The organism is Pseudomonas abyssi (assembly GCF_003444685.1).
Classification (GTDB): domain Bacteria; phylum Pseudomonadota; class Gammaproteobacteria; order Pseudomonadales; family Pseudomonadaceae; genus Halopseudomonas; species Halopseudomonas abyssi.
Map to the genome: position 1 here is coordinate 483,553 of NZ_LMAZ01000002.1, position 19,407 is coordinate 502,959.

At 63.7% G+C, this 19,407-nt stretch carries 18 protein-coding genes; 11 read left to right on the top strand and 7 right to left on the bottom strand.

The window, feature by feature from the left end:
* Positions 1–4: 4 nt before the first annotated feature.
* The 3 genes from ASB58_RS20370 to ASB58_RS10430 form a co-directional block, all read right to left on the bottom strand.
* Positions 5–535 carry a UGSC family (seleno)protein gene (locus ASB58_RS20370; protein ID WP_328587544.1) on the bottom strand — a complete coding sequence of 177 codons (531 nt, stop codon included), beginning with the start codon at positions 533–535 and terminating at the stop codon, positions 5–7.
* On the bottom strand, positions 532–1,968 hold the full coding sequence (locus ASB58_RS10425; protein ID WP_118130489.1) for a thioredoxin family protein: 1,437 nt from the start codon (positions 1,966–1,968) through the stop codon (positions 532–534). Before ASB58_RS10425 ends, ASB58_RS20370 begins: the two co-directional genes overlap by 4 nt.
* Positions 1,969–2,094: 126 nt before the next feature.
* The gene (locus tag ASB58_RS10430) at positions 2,095–3,117 is read right to left on the bottom strand and encodes a DUF2804 domain-containing protein (RefSeq protein ID WP_118130491.1); all 1,023 of its coding nucleotides are present in this window, start codon (positions 3,115–3,117) and stop codon (positions 2,095–2,097) included.
* A gap of 355 nt (positions 3,118–3,472) precedes the next feature.
* Here ASB58_RS10430 and ASB58_RS10435 point away from each other — a divergent pair, with 355 nt between their 5' ends.
* The gene (locus ASB58_RS10435) at positions 3,473–3,784 is read left to right on the top strand and encodes a GIY-YIG nuclease family protein (protein WP_118130493.1); all 312 of its coding nucleotides are present in this window, start codon (positions 3,473–3,475) and stop codon (positions 3,782–3,784) included.
* 21 nt (positions 3,785–3,805) lie between these two features.
* On the opposite strand, the gene ASB58_RS10440 is transcribed toward ASB58_RS10435, so the two are convergent.
* The 3 genes from ASB58_RS10440 to ASB58_RS10450 all read right to left on the bottom strand — a co-directional run bounded on the left by ASB58_RS10440 (position 3,806) and on the right by ASB58_RS10450 (position 6,414).
* The gene (locus tag ASB58_RS10440) at positions 3,806–5,173 is read right to left on the bottom strand and encodes a diguanylate cyclase (RefSeq protein ID WP_118130495.1); all 1,368 of its coding nucleotides are present in this window, start codon (positions 5,171–5,173) and stop codon (positions 3,806–3,808) included.
* Between the two features lie 69 nt (positions 5,174–5,242).
* A complete protein-coding gene (locus tag ASB58_RS10445; RefSeq protein WP_118130497.1) occupies positions 5,243–5,551 on the bottom strand; it encodes a DUF7693 family protein in 309 nt (102 codons plus the stop codon).
* Positions 5,548–6,414, bottom strand: a complete 867-nt coding sequence (locus tag ASB58_RS10450; protein ID WP_118130499.1) for an acyl-CoA dehydrogenase middle domain-containing protein — start codon at positions 6,412–6,414, stop codon at positions 5,548–5,550. Before ASB58_RS10450 ends, ASB58_RS10445 begins: the two co-directional genes overlap by 4 nt.
* A 462-nt stretch (positions 6,415–6,876) precedes the next feature.
* Here ASB58_RS10450 and ASB58_RS10455 point away from each other — a divergent pair, with 462 nt between their 5' ends.
* The 3 genes from ASB58_RS10455 to ASB58_RS10465 all read left to right on the top strand — a co-directional run bounded on the left by ASB58_RS10455 (position 6,877) and on the right by ASB58_RS10465 (position 10,972).
* Positions 6,877–8,424, top strand: coding sequence for a class I adenylate-forming enzyme family protein (locus ASB58_RS10455; protein WP_118130501.1), 1,548 nt, complete (start codon positions 6,877–6,879; stop codon positions 8,422–8,424).
* An 18-nt stretch (positions 8,425–8,442) separates the two neighbouring features.
* Positions 8,443–9,606 carry an acyl-CoA dehydrogenase family protein gene (locus tag ASB58_RS10460; protein ID WP_118130503.1) on the top strand — a complete coding sequence of 388 codons (1,164 nt, stop codon included), beginning with the start codon at positions 8,443–8,445 and terminating at the stop codon, positions 9,604–9,606.
* 67 nt (positions 9,607–9,673) lie between these two features.
* The gene (locus ASB58_RS10465) at positions 9,674–10,972 is read left to right on the top strand and encodes an MFS transporter (protein WP_118130505.1); all 1,299 of its coding nucleotides are present in this window, start codon (positions 9,674–9,676) and stop codon (positions 10,970–10,972) included.
* Positions 10,973–10,974: 2 nt separating this feature from the next.
* Here ASB58_RS10465 and ASB58_RS10470 read toward each other — a convergent pair whose 3' ends face one another.
* A complete protein-coding gene (locus ASB58_RS10470; protein ID WP_118130507.1) occupies positions 10,975–11,925 on the bottom strand; it encodes a LysR family transcriptional regulator in 951 nt (316 codons plus the stop codon).
* A 186-nt stretch (positions 11,926–12,111) separates the two neighbouring features.
* Between ASB58_RS10470 and ASB58_RS10475 the strand changes: the two genes are divergently transcribed.
* From ASB58_RS10475 to ASB58_RS10505, 7 genes are all read left to right on the top strand, one after another.
* Positions 12,112–13,032: a tripartite tricarboxylate transporter substrate binding protein gene (locus ASB58_RS10475; RefSeq protein ID WP_181977918.1), complete on the top strand. Its 921-nt coding sequence runs from the start codon at positions 12,112–12,114 to the stop codon at positions 13,030–13,032.
* A gap of 11 nt (positions 13,033–13,043) precedes the next feature.
* Positions 13,044–13,490, top strand: coding sequence for a tripartite tricarboxylate transporter TctB family protein (locus ASB58_RS10480; protein ID WP_118130511.1), 447 nt, complete (start codon positions 13,044–13,046; stop codon positions 13,488–13,490).
* 12 nt (positions 13,491–13,502) lie between these two features.
* A complete protein-coding gene (locus ASB58_RS10485; RefSeq protein ID WP_118130513.1) occupies positions 13,503–14,987 on the top strand; it encodes a tripartite tricarboxylate transporter permease in 1,485 nt (494 codons plus the stop codon).
* A 228-nt stretch (positions 14,988–15,215) separates the two neighbouring features.
* Entirely contained in the window at positions 15,216–17,024 is a 1,809-nt protein-coding gene (locus ASB58_RS10490; protein WP_118130515.1) for a DUF1302 domain-containing protein, read from the top strand.
* Between the two features lie 14 nt (positions 17,025–17,038).
* A complete protein-coding gene (locus tag ASB58_RS10495; RefSeq protein ID WP_118130518.1) occupies positions 17,039–18,406 on the top strand; it encodes a DUF1329 domain-containing protein in 1,368 nt (455 codons plus the stop codon).
* Positions 18,407–18,472: 66 nt separating this feature from the next.
* Positions 18,473–18,850 (top strand): YidH family protein, encoded by a 378-nt coding sequence (locus ASB58_RS10500; protein ID WP_088277972.1) that lies wholly within the window; start codon positions 18,473–18,475, stop codon positions 18,848–18,850.
* A gap of 3 nt (positions 18,851–18,853) precedes the next feature.
* A complete protein-coding gene (locus ASB58_RS10505; RefSeq protein ID WP_118130520.1) occupies positions 18,854–19,162 on the top strand; it encodes a DUF202 domain-containing protein in 309 nt (102 codons plus the stop codon).
* The last annotated feature ends 245 nt before the right edge of the window (positions 19,163–19,407 follow it).

Sequence of the window (19,407 nt, forward strand, 5' to 3'; positions counted from 1 at the left end):
TGGCTCAGTCTGCGTCGCCGCTTTGCAGCAGGCGCAGAATCTCTGCCAGCGCGCCATCGGCAAGCGCGCGCATTTCATCGTCGGTGCGGTCCTGAATCGGATGCGGAACAAAGACCATGGCCGGATCAAAGCCAAGGGCCTTCGACTGCAACGCCGCGGCCTGTACAAATTCACTGGAGGCAACCCCTACTCCCGGGATCTGACGTGACTCCAGGTCTGCGATGTCATGCATACAGCACGACGTGCAAGACCCTCAGTCGGCCAGACCTTCCACCAGCAGATCCACCTCGGTGGCCATCTGCTGCTTGAGTTCGGTCGGGGCAATGCGGGTGAAGGTCGGCTTGTTATAGCGCTTCACCGCAATACCCATGGCTGCCAGCTGCTCCTCGATACGATCGAGAAAGACATTGCCGCGTGGTTTGGAAATGTCGAGCAGACCGACCACCTTGCCTTCAAGGCTGGCGGGACGGGCCAGACGCGCACGCTGCGCCGGCGCCCGTTCCGCGGTCGGATCGAGCACAATGCTGTGGTTCATGACGTTACCTCACGTGTTACCGGAGACGAACCGACCGGGCCTGAAGCGGCCCAACCGGCAATAATGGCGGAGAACAGGCCGGCGGTGCCACCAGCCCGGACGATCAGCAGCCCGCCCGGACGGAACTTGGGCACCTGCTGATCCTTGAAACGTTCGGGGATACCTTCGGCAATGCCGCCGGCACCGGCAACCAGCTCGGCACCCGGCGCCAGCAGCAGCTTTTCGAGCTCTTCGCGCAGCCGCTGTTTCGACCAGCCGGCCTCGATGAACACCCGCGCATGCTCGGGCGAGACCACCAGCACCGCGTCACCGGCCATCGCCAGCTTGGCGTGGTCCACGGTGCGCAGCGACAGCGCAAAGGAGCGCGCCAAGGATTCCGGGTCACGCGACTTCTGATCGACAATGCCCTGCACACCCTCGCCGGGAAACAGGGTCACCGCCGAGCGCCCGGCCTCGATGCCACGCTCCTGCGCCAACGGCAGCCAGTCGGCGTCTTCGGCCTCGGCAAAACAGAAACTGTACTTGCCGGGGTTGCCGAGGGTTGCGCGGTCAATCTCACCGGGGCGACCACCGCCGACGTTGCGGATGAGCAACTGCAGCGCGCGGCCGATGGTGGCGTTGGCGCGGTTGCCCTGCCCCAGCGCGTTGACGCCCGAATTCATGCCGATGGCGCGGGCGGCCGGGCCGTTGACCACAATCATCGGGCTGCCAAACATGGTGGTGCAGATCAGCCCGTGCAGGCCGAATTCATCGGTCAGTGCCGCTTCCAGCGCGGCCAGCAGCACCGGCATATATTCCGGCTTGCAACCGGCCAGCACCGCGTTGATGGCGACTTTCTCGACCGTCACCGGCACCAGATCCGGCGGCATCAGCCCCACCACCTCGTCGGGCTGGCGGCTGGTGCCCTTGAGCATCCGCAGCACCCGCACTGGGGTCGGCGGCACCACCGGCAGGCCATCGCTCCAGCCGCGTTCGAAGCAGGCTTCCATTGGGTCTTCGGCGCTGCCCATGTCGATCTCGCGCGACTGCAGGCGAATATCGCCAAAGGCCAGTTCCAGTTCCTCGGCAATCCCCGGCTCCAGCGTCTTCGAGCCGCAACCCGGGCGCATCACCGGCAGCGCCTCGCCCAGCTCAGCCAGGCCAGTCAGCTGTCGCCAGTCTTCCTTGTGCCAGCCATAAGTCCGCTCGACCTCTTCGCCATTCTCGACCCGAATCAGGGTCGGCACAAACTCGATGCCAAGGTGGAAGGAGTGTTCGAGCGTCTTGTCATACAAGGAGGACGGCAGGTCGGCGGCGTAATCGGCCGAATCCTGCGCGTAGACAGTCAGCGGCCCGGCCTGGGCAATCTCGGCCAGCAGCGGCTCGACCAGTCGACAGGTCGGGCAGTCAGCCTTGGCGACGACGATCAGGCCGTCGGGAAGTGCAGGTTTCATGGGCAGCCCTTTGAGGGTCTTGTGTCTCGTTTAGCAGACAGAATAGGCACGCTGCCGTCCAATTCCAACCGCCGACAGGCGTCATGGATGCGCTGATTGAAGGGGTATCAATACAAGCGAAGCAGCTCACCAGCGCGCGTAATGGTCTTCCACCAATCCCCAGGCGCCATCCAGCGTCAGCGTCTCCCCGGCAATCCGCAACTCGCCGCTGAACTGGCCGAAGTGCTGCTTGAAATTGGACGCCAGCAGCAGCGCGTTGAGCTTTTCCTGACGGGTACCAGCCGGCTCGAACTGCAGATCAACCTGCCCGTCAGCCGAACGCAGCCGCCAGGGCTCAAGCGGCTTAGCGCGGTCAAATTGAAAGTCGACCATATCGACCTTGATCAGTTGATCGTCCAGCCAGATGCCGTTCTCGGTAAACCCTGTTTCGTTGACCCCGGCCGCCAGGTTAAAGCCCAGTCGCCGGCCATCTGGCAAGCGGCAGGACAGACTGCCCCAGTTCCAGAATGTTTCCCGGCGCATAAAGCCCGCGGTCCAGTCGACTGCCGCCAGCGCGCCGAGCTGGCGCAGATCAAACTGCTGCCCGCGCCAACTGACGCTGCCGGTGCAGACCCGCGCGGCGGTCTTGCGGGTGAATACCCAGCCCGTATATCCGGCCCGCGTGCAAATCGACAAAGGCTGCTGACTCGCCCCCTCGTCAATCCGCGCATCGATGCGGGTACCGTCGGCCAGCTCGACCAGCAACTGACGCACGCCGGCTTCGCCAGCAGCATCCACAGTGATTCGGTTGCGCCCTTTCTCGAATACCGCCCGACCACTGCCAGGCCGCGACTCGAACGTCGTGCCACGGGCCAGCGGCTGCAGAAAGCTGAACTCGTCGAAACGCCGGGTATGTGGATCAAACAGGTAGACGAAGGCACTGCTGACCAGCTTCAGATCGACAATCGCCACCCCGACAATCAGCTCAGGACTAAGCAGGCTGATGAACTGAAACTGGTTCGCGCCAAACCGCCGCGCGAGCTGCGAGCGCGGCTTGTCCATCACCGTGCGCAGTTCAAAATCGAGGTAGTTGATTTCCTCCACCCCGTCGGGGAAGAGGCCATAACGGGGCTGGCCGGATGCATCGATCAGGCAGTGTAACGCGGGCATTGGCGTGCTCTCTTGTTATTGGCAGAACCGAGCTCGACGAGCTGCGTTCAGTAAAGCAGATGCTGCATGCCAACCCTATCGCATTGACGGAAAAGTGCCAGAGCCATTGGTGATTGGGCAATGGATACTGCGCTAACGCGAACCCGCAACTGGATCCCTGCCTGCGCAGGGATGACGTGGCGTTTTGGTTAACCCTCGGGGCTCTGCTCTGAATCCTGCTTGCTTCTCAACAACTCCGGAGATCGCTTTGGATACGCCGCTATAAGAACCCCGTCATCCCTGCGCAGGCAGGGATCCAGTTGCGCAAAGGCACCAGTCAACATCGACCCACAGCCATACCAAGAGGCGCGCCCCAATGACCAAACAACCCTGCGTCTACATCCTCGCCAGCCAACGCAACGGCACACTGTACATCGGCGTCACCAGCAACCTGCTCAAGCGTGTCTGGGAACACAGAAACGGCGTGGTCAGCGGCTTCACTCAGCGTTACCAAATCCATCACCTGGTGTACTTCGAACAAGCCGCCGACATGCTCAGCGCCATCAGCCGCGAAAAGCAGCTCAAGCGCTGGAAACGACAATGGAAAATCAACCTGATCGAGCAGAACAACCCCGCATGGGATGACCTCTACACCACGCTCACGGCCCCCAAGCAGGCGTTGCTCTGACCGGAAAACTGCAGGCCAGTCTTATTCGACCACCACCACCCGATTACGACCGCTGTGCTTGGCCTCGTAGAGGGCTTCATCGGCGCGGCGCATCAACTGCTGGTAGTCGGGGTGGCCGTTAAAGCAGGCGACTCCCACACTCAGCGTGACATTCAGTGTGCGCTCCTGTGGCAGGCGGAAGACCTCCCGCTCAACGCTGCGACGCAGCTTTTCAGCCGCACGCCGGGCACCACTGAGATCGGTATCCACCAGCAACATAAGAAACTCTTCGCCACCCAGACGGAACAGGTAATCGCCGGCTCGGCTACTGTTGACCAGTACCGTCGCCAATTGCTGCAGCACGCGATCGCCCGCCTCGTGACCAAAGCTATCGTTGATGCGCTTGAAGTGATCGATATCCAGCGCCAGCACCGAGAAAACGCTGGCATGGCTGCGCGCATGGCCGACCTGTCGGTTCAGCACCACTGGCAGGAATTTTCGATTGAGCAGGCGGGTCAGCACGTCGCGTCCGGCTTCCAGCGCATTGTTCTGCTCGAACAGGTTGTCCAGATTGAAGCGGATCGATTTGACCGTTTCACGCAGCTCGCGCAAACGCGCGATGCGTTCGTCCGTGGTGCCATCAAACAGCGGCAGGATCACATCGTCGATGTGCTCCATCAGCTCGATAATCAAGCCCGCCTCACGCGCCCCCTCAAAGGCATGCGCGCCCTTGTGACGAAACCACAAGCCAAATTCGGAGGCCAGGATACGCGGCAGGTGTGCTCCGGGCTGCCCCACTGCCTGGTCAAACATCACCTGGTTCTCCCAGTCGAACAGGGCCGCCCGCTGGCTTTCCTTTTCGGTGGCGATGTTCTGGGTAACAGAGAACAGCCGGTAGGCCTCCTCGTTGCGCGAGTTGCGATCGTGGGAGGCCGAGTAAGCGTGGCTCATGATCTCCATCGCCAGATCGACCGTGTCCGACATCAAGCGTGCAGCATCAAGGTGTTCGCGATCTGACAGCTCACGGTCCTCATGCAGCAGCTCGATAAAGCGGTCCTTCAGGCAGCGCGCGCCGCGCAGCACCAGATGCACGGGAATGTCGATGCGCGCGTGCACCTCACCCACCTTCTTCTGCTCGGCGATGATCCGCGCCAGGCCACCCTCGGCCTCGGCGTCAAACAGACCTTCCAGCCAGCGACGCATCGACTGACTCAGGCGTCCCTGCACCTGCTCGTGGGACAAAAACAGCGCGGCGGCCGGGTCCACCAGCATCTCGGAATAAAATGTCTCGGTCAGATCTAGCGCATGGCGAGTGCAGAAGTTGAGGACAAATTGACGGGTGTGTCCGCTGAATCGCTGGTTCAACAGACCCCACTCTTGCGACAACTGCTCGACAGAAAGGCGTGGCACGGCTGGATACTCCTGACAACGGACCGCAGATTGTTTCACGCCCCCTGTCCGCTGTCATCCCGCCCTGGGCTAGAGCTGCTGCAAACGTTTCAGCAATTGGCTACGCTCCCAGACGCTGAGCAGCTCCAGCGGGTCGGTGCCGGGGCTGTTCCAGGCTTCCTGGCCAGCACGGCGGCCATCCTCCAGCACGCAGCCAAGGCAGTGATGCAGCTCACCCGCGTCCTTGAACAGCGCGATGCGGTGCGCGTCGATGCAGACATGCACAGCACCAGTGTCGGTCTCGCTCCAGCTCGCCCCAGCGCCGGGGCGGAGCGCCTTCTGCTCCAGCGCCACATCACGAAACAGCTGATAGACGTCGCGGGCAGACACCCTGCTCATGCGTCCACCAGTGCCTGCCAGGCACGTTCGCCTCGCTTGGCCCCGGACGCAGCCCACATGCGCTGCACCGTCTGATCTCGGGCCCAGCGCTGCCCGGCGACATCATCCGGCTGCTCAGCCCACTGCGCGGTCGCCCGCGTCAGCAAGGTGCGCACCCACTCAGTCGCACCAGCCAGCAACACCATGCTCTGATTGGTACCCGCTTCGGCGGCAATCCGCTCCAGCAAGGTGATGGCCGCCAGCATCTGCCGCAGCATTGCCTGCGGCCAATCACGGGCACGCCCTTCGCGCAGCAGATAGCCCATCAGCGCCGCACTGACGTACAGCTCCTCCAGTGCGCCAAAGGGCCGGGCGTAATCGGTCCAGCCATCGCCGGGCAGCATGGCCGAGGCATCCAGCGCCACCTCCTGCAGCTGCATGCGCGCCGCCGGCAGCTCGGGCATAAAGGCTGCCGGATTGCGCGGGCTCATCGCCACGCCGTCCGCCGTGGCAGGCATGCGCACCACGCTCAATGCGCCTTGCGAGCCGCCTGCTCGGCAGACCACAAAATAGGCCTCACAATGATCAGGCAAAGGCACCCAGCCCTTGTTGCCGTTAAGCACCACGCCGCCCTTGCTGTCGGCTTGCCAGAGCGTCTGCAGGTCACGCGGGCTGCGAATGCCCTCCTCGCTCAGACTGAAACCATGCAGTCCGCCGCCGCTGATCTGCGGAAACATCGCCCGCAGCGCCGCCTCGTAACCGCTGCTGAACGCCCAAGCGGCGCGATCAGCCTGAAAGCCGCCCAAGACCGCCAGTGCGAACGGCGACAGCTCATCCAGCGGCAGCTGCCGCCAGCTGGCCAGCCAGTCATCGGCTGTTGCCATCGCAGGTACCTCCACCGACGCCTTCAAACACCACTGCACAGGGGAAAACGTGCTCACAGACCTCTCCTCTTGTTCGCTGTATTGGCACCCCAACGAGACTAACACGCGGCCGCATCGACCGCGCCGACGCGTAACTGGGCTGCCACGGCCATCCACGGCTGTCTGCCGCACTCAGATAATCATCCAGAGCAAAGCATACTGCTCTGTTATGGCCACGCCTGCGCTGCGCTCATGCAGGCCCTACTTCCTTACCTATGACCGACAGAAACGGGCCAAACCCGGTCTTCAGCTCGGATAAAGCGCTGTTTTAGCGCACGGGTATAACCCGGAAAGGCCTCTTCAGCAGAACGGCGACAGAGCTATATCAACTCGGCATGGGCAGCATCAACTTGTTGTATTGGCGGGGGTTTCCGGGCCGCGATTAGCATAGCCCGACAATAAAACCAGCTCAGGTGACCCCACGTGAATCTTGGAAAGATACTGACCCGCAGCGCCCGTTACTGGCCAAACCTTGAGGCCGCTGTCGACTCGCGCCTGCGTCTGACGTTTGCCGAACTGGAGCGTCGAACCAACCGCCTGGCCTCAGGCCTGGTCAATCTGGACCTGCCCGAAGGCGCCCATATCGCTATCCTGGCGCCCAACCGGGTCGAACTGATCGAAGCGGAAGTCGCACTGTACAAGGCGGCCATGGTCAAGGTACCGATCAACGCCCGCCTGTCGATCGATGAAATCATCCGCGTGCTGGAAGACTCCCAAAGCGTCGGTGTGATTACCATTCCCGCCTTTGCCCGCGCCATCCAGCAGCGCCGCAGCGAGGTACCGCGCCTGCAGTGGATCATCAGCCTCGGCGAGGACGCCGGCGACATCAACTACAGCGAAGTACTGGCCAAGGGCAGCGAGACCTTCGAGGCGCGCGATCCAGCCGACGACAAACTCGCCGTGCTGCACTACACCTCCGGCAGCTCCGGCGTGCTCAAGGCCGCCATGCTCAGTTATGGCAATCGCAAGGCGCTGATCCGCAAGAGCCTCGCCAGCCCCACCCGCCGCGCTGAACCGGGTGACCGCATGGCCCACGTCGGCCCGATTACCCACGCCAGTGGCATGCAGATCATGCCGCTGCTCAAGGCCGGCGTATGCAACTACCTGGTCGAACAATATGACGACCGTGGCCTGCTGGAAACCATCCAGAGCGAGCGCATCACCCGCCTGTTCATGGTGCCGGCGATGATCAACCGCCTGGTCAACCTGCCGGGCGTGGAAGACTACGACCTCAGCAGCCTGAACCTGATCATCTACGGCGCAGCGCCCATGGCGCCGGCGCTGGTCAAACGCGCGATGGAGGTGTTCGGTCCGATCCTGGCCCAGGGCTACGGTGCCGGTGAAACCTGCTCGCTGGTGACCATTCTGACCGAAGCCGATCACCTCGACAGCACCGACAACTATCGTCGTCTGGCCTCCTGCGGGCGCTGCTACTTCGAGACCGATCTGCGCGTCGTGAACGAGCAGTTCGAAGACATCAAGCCCGGTGAAATCGGCGAGATCGTCACCAAGGGCGAAGACATCATGCAGGGCTACTGGAACGCCCCGGAACTGACCGCCGAAGTCATGCGCGACGGCTACTACCTGACCGGCGACTTGGCGACCGTTGATGAGCTTGGGTACATCTTCATCGTCGACCGCAAGAAGGAAATGATCATCTCCGGCGGCTTCAACGTCTACCCGACCGAAGTCGAGCAGGTGCTCTACGCCATGCCGGACATCTTCGAAGCGGCGGTTGTCGGTGTGCCGGACGACCAGTGGGGCGAAGCGGTCAAGGCCGTGGTCGTGCTCAAGCCCGGCAAGCAGCTCGACGCCGAGGCCATCATCGCCTACTGCGGCGAGCATCTGGCGGGCTTCAAGAAGCCGCGCAGCGTCGACTTTGTCGATGAGTTGCCAAAGAACCCCAATGGCAAGGTCGTGCGCCGACTGGTGCGTGACGCCTATTGGAAAAACGCCGATCGCAAGATCTGAGCCCACGGAGATCCCACCATGTTCCAACCAAGTGAAAAGGCCCAGGCCATCATCGCCGACATCAACGCCTTTGTCCGTGACGAGATCAAGCCACTGGAGAAACGTGAAAACCTGCAGTGGGGCGGCAGCTACCCGCGTGAACTGCTGCAGCGGGTCTGGCGCATGTCCTGCGAGAAGGGTTTCTACAACATCATGCTGCCGGAGGCCCTCGGTGGCGCCGGCCTCAGCGTGGCCGACGTCTGCGCGGTCAAGGAAGCCACGGTGCTCAGCGGCGCCATGCTCGCGCCGCACATCCTCGGCGAGCTGAGCGGCCCGCCGCGTATCGGCCACCTGTTCAAGGTGGCGACCGACCACCAGATCCAGACCATCCTGCAGCCGATCTGCCGCGCCGAAAAAGCCATCTGCTTCGCCCTGACCGAGGCCGAAGCCGGCTCCGACGCCACCGCTATCAGCACCAGCGCGGTACGCGACGGCGACCACTATGTGCTCAACGGCAGCAAACGCTATATCTCCGGCGCATCCTACGCCGATTACGCCGTACTGATGGCCGTGACCGATCCGAATGCCGGTGCCGCCGGCATCTCCGCCTTCTTCGTCGACCTGAAGGCCGACGGCGCCAGTGTGCGTGATGACTACGGCGTGATGTCCGGCAAGGGCGCCCACGGCGACATCACCCTGGAAAACGTCCGCGTGCCGGTGGAAAACCTGATTGGCGAGGAAGGCAAAGGCTTCAAGCTGGCGATGGGTCGCATCACCGTCAACCGCCTGCTGCACTGCCCGACCATGCTCGGCATGGCCGGTCTGGCGCTGCAGCTGTCGATCCGCCACGCCCAGACCCGCAGCCAGTTCGGTAAGCCGATTGCCGCGTTCCAGGCGGTCAACCATATGATCGCCGACATGGCGACCGAACTGGCCGCCGCGCGCGCGCTGATGTACGCCACGGCGGCGCAATATGACGCCGGTGATAACATCGCCGTCCAGTCGCCCATGAGCAAGCTGTTCTGCTCGGAAACCGCCTTCCGCATCATCGACCGGGCGGTACAGGTGCACGGCGGCGCCGGCCTGATTCAGGGCAACGCGGTGGAGTTTCTGTTCCGCGCCAGCCGGATGATGCGCATCCTCACCGGCACCAGTGAGATTCAACGCAACGCCATCGCCAAGGGACTGCTCATGCCGGGCTAAGACGGCCCACGCTGACGCGCCCCGGCCTGTGCCGGGGCGTTTTCATTACAATAATTCGAGAGTCCCCATGACAGCCCAAGACACCCTCTACCGGCCGAAAACGGCCTGGACCATCGCCGGTCTGCTGGCGACCATGATGCTGGTCAACTTCCTCGACAAGGTGGTCATCGGTCTGGTCGCCGTGCCGATGATGCGTGATCTGGATCTGACGCCGGCCGAGTTCGGCCTGATCGGCGGCAGCCTGCACTGGCTGTTTGCCATGGCCGCGGTCGCCGGCGGCTTTCTCGCCAACCACAAGCCAACCCGCACCCTGCTGCTGATCATGGCGGCGTTCTGGTCGGTCATTCAGCTGCCAATGCTGCTCGCCACCTCGGTCTGGGCGATCATCGCCTGCCGCGTGCTGCTGGGCATCGGCGAAGGTCCGGCCTCGCCCATCGCCACCCACGCGCTGTACAAATGGTTCCCGGACAACAAGCGCAGCCTGCCGGTCGCGCTGCTGCATTCCGGCAGCTCACTGGGTCTGCTGGTCGCGGGTCTGATGATTCCCTGGGTCACCCTGCACTGGGGCTGGCGCGCCAACTTTGCGGTGCTGGCAGTGCTGGGCTTTGTCTGGTGTCTGGCGTGGCTGAAGTTCGGTGAGGAAGGCCGCCTCGATCAGGCCCGCGCCAGTCAGTTGCCAAGCTCCTCCGAGCGCCTGCCCTACCGCCGCCTGCTGAGCGACCGCACGGTGCTGAGCAACTACTTCTGTCACTTTGCCGCCAACTGGTCGCTGGCCCTGACCCTGACCTGGGTGCCGACCTATCTGGAAGTCGGCCTGGGGATCGACTCGCTGAACACCGGCCGTCTGTTCGCGCTGTTTGTCGTCGTCACCACGCCGCTCAGCCTGATCATGGCCTGGTGGTCGCAGGACCTGATGCGTCGCGGTTTCTCCTCGCGCCTGGCGCGGTGCGTATTTGTCTCCATCAGCCTGATCATCAGCGGCCTGCTGGCCTTTGCCCAGACCATGCCGGATATCCCGGTCGCCGCGCGCGTCACCCTGATGACCCTGAGCGGCGGCTTTGCCCTGGTGATGTACTCGGTTGGCCCGGCGATTCTCGGCGAGATCACCCCCTCCAGCCAGCGCGGCAGCATTCTGGCCATGGGCAACGGTTTTGCCTCCATCGCCGGCCTGAGCGCACCGGTGGTCACCGGCCTGCTGGTTCAAAATGCCACGGGGCATGTTGCCAGCGGTTACGAGCAGGGCTTTATGGTCACCGGCGCGATCCTGATCGTCTCCGGCCTGCTGGGCCTGCTGTACATGAATCCGGCCCGTTCACAGAGCACGCTGGGCACCGGCGACAGCGCCGCAGTCGCGACCGCGACCTGAGCTCAGAGGTCCGCCGAGCCGGCTGTTGCCGGCTCGCGCGGCGCAATCAGCGACCCCTTCCAGCGGCCACTCTCGGCCAGATCAATCAGAGTCGTCCGTACCAGATCACGCATGCAGGAGGCCGGAAAGCTGAGCGGACGATGGACCGAGTAGGCCAGTGAAATGGTGCGCCGAATACTCGGCTCGACGATCCGCCGCGCGTATTGCTGCTCCTGATCTTCCAGCGGCGGCCAGTTGGTAATGGTGCAGGCCAGGCCCGCACGCACCAGACTGCTGATGCTCTGCGCCGAGTTTTGCTCAAAGCTTACATTCAGCTCCAGGCCTGCTTCCATCGCCGCCTGATCGACGCGTCGGCGCAGGTGCAGCGAGCGGGGCGGCAACACCAGCGGCGCGCCCAGCGCCTCGGCAAAGCTGATCGTCGGCCCGCTGGTCGGCATCGGCATGCGCCCGTACCACCACAACTCCTCCAGCAGCACCGGTTCGGCGCTGACAAGTTCAAGCTCTTCGGCGTTGGGCACCACACCAAAATCCACATGCCCCAGCTCAATGGCATGGCCGGCCGCCGAACTCATGCCATCGGTGATCTGCAGCTCGATGGCTGGAAACTTCTCACGCGCGCGGGTCACTATCTCGGGCAGCAACAGCGAAGCGGCAGACACCGGAATGGCGATCGCCACCCGGCCTTTCGGGTTGCCGCGGGTCGACTCCAGCTCATCCTTGACCGAATCCACCTTTTGAATCACCGAGCGGGCAATTTCATACAGTCGCCGCCCGGCGTCGGTCAGCTCGGTACCGCCGTGGCGGCGCTCCAGCAGCTGCATTTCCAGCTCGCTTTCCAGCAGGCCGATCTGCCGGGACAACGCCGGCTGGGCGATGTAGGAGTCGCGCGCAGCAGCGGAGAAGCTGCCGGCTTCGGCAATGGCGATCAGATAACGAAGTTGCTTGAGAGTCATTGCCACCCCATAACAAAAAAGCATGCCTGTTAGAATATTTCGCTATTTGATCCGAACAATTCGAGCAAATAGCATCCAGCCCATTACAAAAACACATAACCAGTAGGCACCACAACTACAATGACACCCCGACTACCCATGGTGCCGGCACGGGCGCCAACGCTGACCCACCGCCTGGTACTAGCAATGCTGCTGTTACTCGGCGCCCTGATGCCGGCGGCCCACGCCACCAGCTGGCCAGCCAAACCGCTGAACCTGCTGGTGGGCTTCAGTCCCGGCGGCGGCGCCGACACCCTGGCCCGCCTGGTCGCGCGCCAGCTCAGCATGGAGCTGGGCCAACCCGTTACCGTGCGCAATGTCGCCGGCGGCGGCGGTATTGTCATGGCCACCACGCTCAGCCAGGCAGAGCCCGACGGCTACACCATCGGGCTGGCCGCCAACTCCGCGTTCGACGGCATGCCGGCGATCACGCCGTTGCGCTACCAGACCGATGATTTCGATTACCTGACCACCGTCAGCCAGTTGCAGAACGCGCTGATTGCCAGCGGCAAAGCGCCCTTTGCCAGCTGGGACGAGATGCTCGCCTACGGCCGCGAGCACGGGCTCAGCTACGGCTCGCCCTCACCGATTACCCGCGATGTGCTCAATCTGATTGCCGAGCGCGAGGGCATCCGCATTCGTTTCATTCCCATGCGTGGCGGCATGGACGTTATCAACAGCCTGATTGGCGGGCATATCGATATCGCCTGGAGCGCCGGTGTGCATCAGGCGTTCCTGCGTGACGGCAAGATCCGCGTGCTCGCCTCGCTCAACGAAGAACGCCTGCGCGCCTCACCCGGCAAACCGGCAATTCAGGAGCTGGGCTATCCGATGGGGTACTCGTCCTACTTCGTGCTGGCGGCACCGGCCGGGCTACCGGCCGAGATCAAACAGCGTCTCAGCGCTGCGCTGGTCAAGGCCAGCCAGTCGCCGCGCGTCGCTCAGCTGGCCGAGCAGCGCATGGGTTTTCCCAATGTGGTGATGACGCCGGATGAGATAACCCGCTTTGTGCAACGTACTGCCGAGGGCTACCGCCGTCAGGCAGCGCCTGATCCCACTGCCAACTGAGTCCGCCCACCATGTCTGAACGAACCCTTGATCTCTGGGCCGGCCTGCTGACTGTGCTGGCCGGCCTGTTCGGCCTGCTTTACCTGATTCCGAACCACGTCGGCGACGGCTTCGGCTTTGGCCTGTCGCCGCGCTTTTTCCCCTACCTCTGCGTCGGCGCCATCACCGTTCTGGGTGCCCTGCTGTTCATCAACCGGCTGCTCAGCCAGGTAGATACCCGGCGCATCGAGTTCAGCCGCAGGCATTTTGCACGCCTGCTGCTGCTCGCCACGCTGCTTGCGCTCAGCCTCGTGCTGCTGCACTGGCTGGGCTACCTGGCTGGCGCCGCGTTTCTGGTTGCCGGATTCATGCTCGCCATGGGCGAACAGCGACTCAGCCGGCTTATCCCCACCGCAGTGCTCTGGCCGCAGGCGCTATGGCTGCTGTTCAAACTCGCGCTGGGCGCGCCCCTGGACTGAGGAGCTACGATCATGCAAGACATCCTGCTGGGGCTGGCCGACGCCTTCACCCTGAGTAACCTGCTCTATATCGGCGCCGGCGTGCTGATCGGCCAGATCTTCGCCGCCGCACCCGGTGTCGGCGCGCTGATGGCCATTACCATCGCCGTGCCCTTCACCTTCTACCTCAGCCCGGTCACCGCCATCGGCTTTCTGGTCGGCATCAACAAGGGCGGCACCTTGGGCGGCGCGGTCTCGGCCATCCTGATGAACACGCCGGGCTCGGCCGAGGCCACCGCCACCACCTTCGACGGCTACCCGATGGCGCGCAACGGGCAGGCGCTGAAGGCGCTGCGCACGGCGCACGCGTCCTCCGTCAGCGGCGATGCCATGAGTGATCTGGTGCTGTTTCTGGTCGCCGCGCCGCTGGCGGTGCTGGCGGTGAAGATGGGCCCGCTGGAGATGGCCTCGGTGGTGCTGGTGGCCTTTGTGGTGGTCGCCGGGCTGGCTGGCCACTCGATGCTCAAAGGCCTGATTGCCGCGGCGCTCGGGGTGTTGCTCAGCCTGGTCGGCACCGACCCGGAAACCGCCGGCGAGCGTCTGTCGTTCGGTATTCCCGAGCTGATGGGCGGGCTGTCGATCAGCGCCGTGGGTATCGGCGTACTGGCGTTGGGCGAGATCTTTCGTCAGGCCATCGTCCACGGCGACACTGGCAGCCAGGCAGAGCCAACCGAGCTGGGCGAAAGCAGCGCCAACCGCTTCCGCTGGCGAGACTTCAGCCACATCCTGCCGACCATCCTGCGCTCCACCGGCATCGGCACCGTGATTGGTGCCATCCCCGGGCTCGGCTCCACCGCTGCCGCCTTCCTGGGCTACGCCTCGGCCAAGCGCGCCGCCGGGCCGGACAGCAACTTCGGCAAGGGCGACATTCGCGGCGTGGCCGCAACAGAAGCCGCCAACTCGGCGGTGGTCGGCTCCAACTTCATTCCGCTGCTGTCCCTGGGCATCCCCGGCAACGTGGCCGCGGCGCTGATTCTTGGCGCCTTCGTGATCCACGGCATCACCCCCGGGCCGCAGCTGTTCTCCGAACAGGGCCGGCTGGTCTACGCGATCTTCGGCGCCATGCTGCTCGGCACCCTGTGCAACCTGGTGTTCGGCCTGTTCACCATGCGCCTGTTCGTCAAGGTGATCCGCCTGCCGCTGCCGATCATCCTGCCCTGCGTGGTGCTGCTCTGCGTGACCGGCATCATCGTCTCCAGCAACCTGTTCAGCGCCTGGCTGCTGATCGGTTTTGCCGTGCTCGGCTTCTTCATGCGCCTGCTGGATTTCTCTTTCGTCACCTTCATCATCGGCTTCGTGCTCGGCCCCGCATTCGAGCTGAACGTGCGCCAGAGCGTGCTGCTGGCGGACGGGCAGATCGGCTACCTGCTGGAGCGCCCGATCGCCTGTGGCTTTATCCTGCTGGCCCTGTTCCTCGCCTGGCGTATCGGCCTGCGCCGCAGTAGCGCCAAGCACTGACCAACCATCTCACCGCACCTGCACGCCTGCAGGTGCGGTGCGCCTGTTTCCAACCTCAAAATGCCCGCCTGCGGCGGCGTAGGGATACCCGCGCCCGCGCGCCAAACCATGCCAAAACGTTATAAAAACCATCGAAATACGGTATTTGCGAGCCAATAACTGCAGCAATAGCATGCAGTCCATCACAAATACGCATGAGCCATTCATGCAGTTCGACCGATAATAAAAATGAGGGTCCTGATAGTGACTGACTTCAACGGGCGCCGCGCCCCCTACCCCATCCTGCTGTTGGCCATGGCCTGCGCTGCAACACCCGCTGCCGCCTCAACCTTCCAACTCGGTGACATCGACGGCCAGATCACCTCTTCGCTGAGTCTGGGCATGAGCGTTGCGACCGAGAATCCGGACGAGGACCTGATGCGCAGCGCCAGTGGCGACGATGGCCGCCGCAACTACCGTTCCGGTGACATCTACTCCAAGCTGTTCAAGGGCACCCACGACCTGGAACTGCGCTACGGCGACAGCGGCATCTTCCTGCGTGGCAGCTACTGGTACGACTACGCGGTACGCGACGAAAGCCAACGCTTCGTCGATATCGAAGACGCCGGCCGCAAGACCTCGATGAAGTCCGCCGGCATCGAGCTGCTGGACGCGTTTTTCTATCACAACTACGATCTGGCCGGTCAGCCCGGTACCGTGCGTCTGGGCAAGCAGGTAGTCAACTGGGGTGAAAGCACCTTCATCCAGGGCGGCATCAACGTCGTCAACCCGTTCAACCTGAGCGCCCTGCGCCGCCCCGGCTCGGAAATCAAGGAAGGTCTGGTGCCGGTCAACATGCTCTACAGCATTCAGAACCTGACCGACAACCTGTCCGTTGAAGGCTTCTACCAGCTCGACTGGGAGCAGACCCAGCTCGACAACTGCGGCACCTTCATGAGCGGCAACGACTCGATCCCAGAGGGCTGCGACGGTCGCTTCGTCGGCCCTGATCTGTCTGCCAATGCCGGTGCCATCGCCGCCCTCGTGCCCTATGGCGTGAACATCACCCCGGCCGGTATCCAGGTCAAGCGCAGCGGCGACAACGATGCCCGCAACAGCGGTCAGTTCGGTCTGGCCATGCGCTGGTTCGTTGAACCGCTGGATACCGAGTTTGGCGCCTACTTTGCCAACTATCATAGCCGCATGCCCTACAGCAGCCTGATCAACAGCCCGTATGCCAACGGCGGCAACCCCGTCGGCGTGCCCGGCGCGCTGACCGGCGCCCTGCGTCTGGGCACCTCCAGCTTTTATGTCGACTACCCGGAAGACATCCGCCTGTACGGCCTGACCTTCGCCACCAACCTGCGCACCGGCACCGCGCTGCAGGGCGAGATCAGCTACCGCCCGAACATGCCGCTGCAGTTCAACGGCACCGACATGACCAACGCTGCCCTGAACAACCCGGACCGCTCGCCGCTGGTCAGCAGTGGCGCCATTTCGACCGCCAACGGCGCGCGCAGCAACGGCTATCGTCGCAAGGAGGTCACCCAGGTACAGATGACCGCCACCCACTCGTTCAGCCAGGTGATGGGCGCAGACCAGTTCTTCCTGGTGGGCGAAGCGGGAGCCACCTTCATTGGTGGTCTGGAAGGCGATTTCGGCCCCCGTTACGGCCGCAACAGCACCTTCGGACAGGGCGAACTGGCTGACAACAGCATCTGTCTGGCAGGCTCGGAAACACCCGAACACTGCAACGACGACGGTTTTGCTACCGACTTCTCCTGGGGCTACCGCGTGCGCGCCATCTGGAGCTACGCCGACGCCCTGGCCGGCATGGACCTGAAGCCGAGCGTTTCCTGGTCGCACGACGTCGAGGGTCACAGCCCGACTGAAACCTCTGGCTTCTCCGAAGGATCGACCGCCATCAGCCTGGGCCTGGGCGCGGAGTTCAACCGCACCTACAGCGCCAATATCTCCTACACCAATTACTTCGACGGTGACTACGGCACCAAGGGCGACCGCGACTTTGTGGCCCTGAGCGTCGGCGTTACCTTCTGATGCGGAGCACACCGATGAACCAATACACCCGCCTGTTTTCCCTGAGCCTGCTGAGCGCCGCCCTGCTGGCCCCGGCTACCCACGCTGGCGTAGCAGCCGAGGAAGCCAAACGCCTTGGCCAGGACCTGACACCGATCGGCGCCGAGCGCGCCGGCAACGCCGACGGCAGCATCCCGGCCTGGACTGGAGGGCTGCCCAAGGACGCCGGTACTATCCTGCCCAACGGCACGCCGAGCGACCCCTTTGCCAGCGAACAGCCGCTGTTCACCATCAATGCCGCTAACTACGAGCAGCATCGCGAGCTGCTGACCGACGGTCAGATCGCGCTGCTCCAGCGTTACCCGGAAACCTATGTGCTGCCGGTTTACGAGACCCACCGCAGCGTCGGTTTCTCCGCTGAAGTCGCCGAAGAAGCAGCACGTAACGCGACCGAAGCCCGGCTGATCAACGATGGCAACGGCCTGGACGGCTTCCGCGGCAGCGTCGCCTTTCCGATCCCCAAAACCGGCCTGGAAGTGATCTGGAACCACATTACCCGCTTCAATACCGGCAGCAGCATCTCGATCACCGACACCGCCGCGCCGCAGCCCAACGGCGACTATGTGATCACCACCACGGAGCAGCACTACACCCCGGTCGACCAGACCACCGACTACGAGCCAGCGGATTCAGACGATGTGCTGTTCTACTACAGCCACAAGATCACCGCGCCGGCCCGGCAGGTCGGTGAAGTAGTGCTGGTTCACGAGACCCTTGACCAGATCGCCAACCCGCGCCGCACCTGGATCTACACGGCCGGGCAACGCCGTGTGCGCCGCGCGCCGAGCATCAACTACGATGCGACCGGCGCCACCACCGCCGGCCTGCGCACCGCCGACAGCCGCGACATGTACAACGGCGCACCGGATCGCTACGAGTGGAAGCTGGTGGGCAAGAAGGAGCTGCTGATCCCCTACAACAGCTACCGTCTGGCTTCACCTGATCTGACCTACAAGGAGATGATCCAGCCCGGCCATCTGGCGATGAACCACACCCGCTACGAGCGCCATCGCGTCTGGGAAGTGGTTGCCGAGCTGAAGGACGGCCAGCGTCACGTGTACAAGACCCGTCGCTTCTACATCGACGAAGACAGCTGGTCGATTGCCGAAGTCGACCACTACGACACCCGTGATCAGCTCTGGCGGGTGGGCGAGCGTCACAACTTCTACCACTATGCACAGCAGGCGCCGCTGAGTGCCGCCGACGTGTTCCACGACCTGCAGAGCGGCCGCTACATATCCCTCAGCATGGCCAACGAACAGCGCGACGGTTACCGCTTCGACTACCGCGCCAGCACCTCGGACTACTCCCCGGGTGCCCTGCGCAGCAGCGGCGTACGCTAAGCCCTGTGCTAAGCCCTGTGCCCGGTCGTGCCTGCGACCGGGCTTTTTTGCCGAGAAGCATCCCGCATGAAAGCACGCCACGCCTTGCGCGCCCTGCGCGAACGCACCCACACCCGCCTGCTCGGCGGTGACGAACCCGACCCGCGCTTCACCCTCGCCAACGAGCGGACCTATCTCGCCTGGGTACGCACCTCACTGGCCCTGCTCGGTGGCGCGATTGCCGTCGAGGCCTTCACCCAGCAGACCTTCAGCCCGGAAGCGCGGCGGCTGATGGTCGATTGCCTGCTGATTCTCAGCGGCCTGCTCAGCCTGGGCTCCGCACTGCGCTGGCTTAACGTTGAACGCGCCCTGCGCCAGCGCCGCCCGCTGCCACTGGCGCGCATCATCCCGCTGCTGTCACTGGGCTGCGCCGGCACCGCGCTGCTGCTGACCTGGTATCTCTGAGCAGTGAGCTTCACCCCGCCCGATCCCGGCCTGCAGGCCGAACGCACCCAACTGGCCTGGGCCCGCACCCAGTTGTCGCTGCTGCTAGTCGGCTGCCTGGCCCTGCGCTGGCTGCACGTCGAAAGCGGCCAGCGGCTGGAAGTGGCGCTGATTCTCGTCTGCCTGGCCACCGCCCTGTGGAGCAGCCAGCAGCACCGCTACCGCCGCGGCCTGCGCATGCTAAAGCATGAACGCAGCCGCGCTGCGCTGATACCGGTGCTGATCACCAGCGGCGCGCTGACCGCCGTGTCGCTGCTCGCCCTGCTGCGCTAAAACCCGGCTGCCCATTCCCCATAAAAACGCACACCTCAACCAAACGCCGTTCCCGCGAAGACAGGAATCCTGCGATGGGCCAGCACCCGCAATGGATCCTCGCCTGCGCGAGGATGACGAGGTTGAAGGACTGGCAGCAGGCGGCTGGGCACAACTAACCTCACCACTACTCCGTCATTCCCGCGCAGGCGGGAATCCAGTCATACGCCCGCGCCCACCATGGATCCTCGCCTGCGCGAGGATGA

What these genes read in the sequence shown, in the direction of transcription:
- ASB58_RS10485 (WP_118130513.1), top strand. Translation starts at nt 13,503, where the DNA reads ATGCAAGACATCCTGCTGGGGCTGGCCGACGCCTTCACCCTGAGTAAC.
- ASB58_RS10490 (WP_118130515.1), top strand. Translation starts at nt 15,216, where the DNA reads ATGAGGGTCCTGATAGTGACTGACTTCAACGGGCGCCGCGCCCCCTAC.
- ASB58_RS10465 (WP_118130505.1), top strand. Translation starts at nt 9,674, where the DNA reads ATGACAGCCCAAGACACCCTCTACCGGCCGAAAACGGCCTGGACCATC.
- ASB58_RS10450 (WP_118130499.1), bottom strand. Translation starts at nt 6,414, where the DNA reads ATGGCAACAGCCGATGACTGGCTGGCCAGCTGGCGGCAGCTGCCGCTG.
- ASB58_RS10470 (WP_118130507.1), bottom strand. Translation starts at nt 11,925, where the DNA reads ATGACTCTCAAGCAACTTCGTTATCTGATCGCCATTGCCGAAGCCGGC.
- ASB58_RS10495 (WP_118130518.1), top strand. Translation starts at nt 17,039, where the DNA reads ATGAACCAATACACCCGCCTGTTTTCCCTGAGCCTGCTGAGCGCCGCC.
- ASB58_RS10435 (WP_118130493.1), top strand. Translation starts at nt 3,473, where the DNA reads ATGACCAAACAACCCTGCGTCTACATCCTCGCCAGCCAACGCAACGGC.
- ASB58_RS10500 (WP_088277972.1), top strand. Translation starts at nt 18,473, where the DNA reads ATGAAAGCACGCCACGCCTTGCGCGCCCTGCGCGAACGCACCCACACC.
- ASB58_RS10475 (WP_181977918.1), top strand. Translation starts at nt 12,112, where the DNA reads ATGCTGCTGTTACTCGGCGCCCTGATGCCGGCGGCCCACGCCACCAGC.
- ASB58_RS10425 (WP_118130489.1), bottom strand. Translation starts at nt 1,968, where the DNA reads ATGAAACCTGCACTTCCCGACGGCCTGATCGTCGTCGCCAAGGCTGAC.
- ASB58_RS10430 (WP_118130491.1), bottom strand. Translation starts at nt 3,117, where the DNA reads ATGCCCGCGTTACACTGCCTGATCGATGCATCCGGCCAGCCCCGTTAT.
- ASB58_RS10445 (WP_118130497.1), bottom strand. Translation starts at nt 5,551, where the DNA reads ATGAGCAGGGTGTCTGCCCGCGACGTCTATCAGCTGTTTCGTGATGTG.
- ASB58_RS10460 (WP_118130503.1), top strand. Translation starts at nt 8,443, where the DNA reads ATGTTCCAACCAAGTGAAAAGGCCCAGGCCATCATCGCCGACATCAAC.
- ASB58_RS10480 (WP_118130511.1), top strand. Translation starts at nt 13,044, where the DNA reads ATGTCTGAACGAACCCTTGATCTCTGGGCCGGCCTGCTGACTGTGCTG.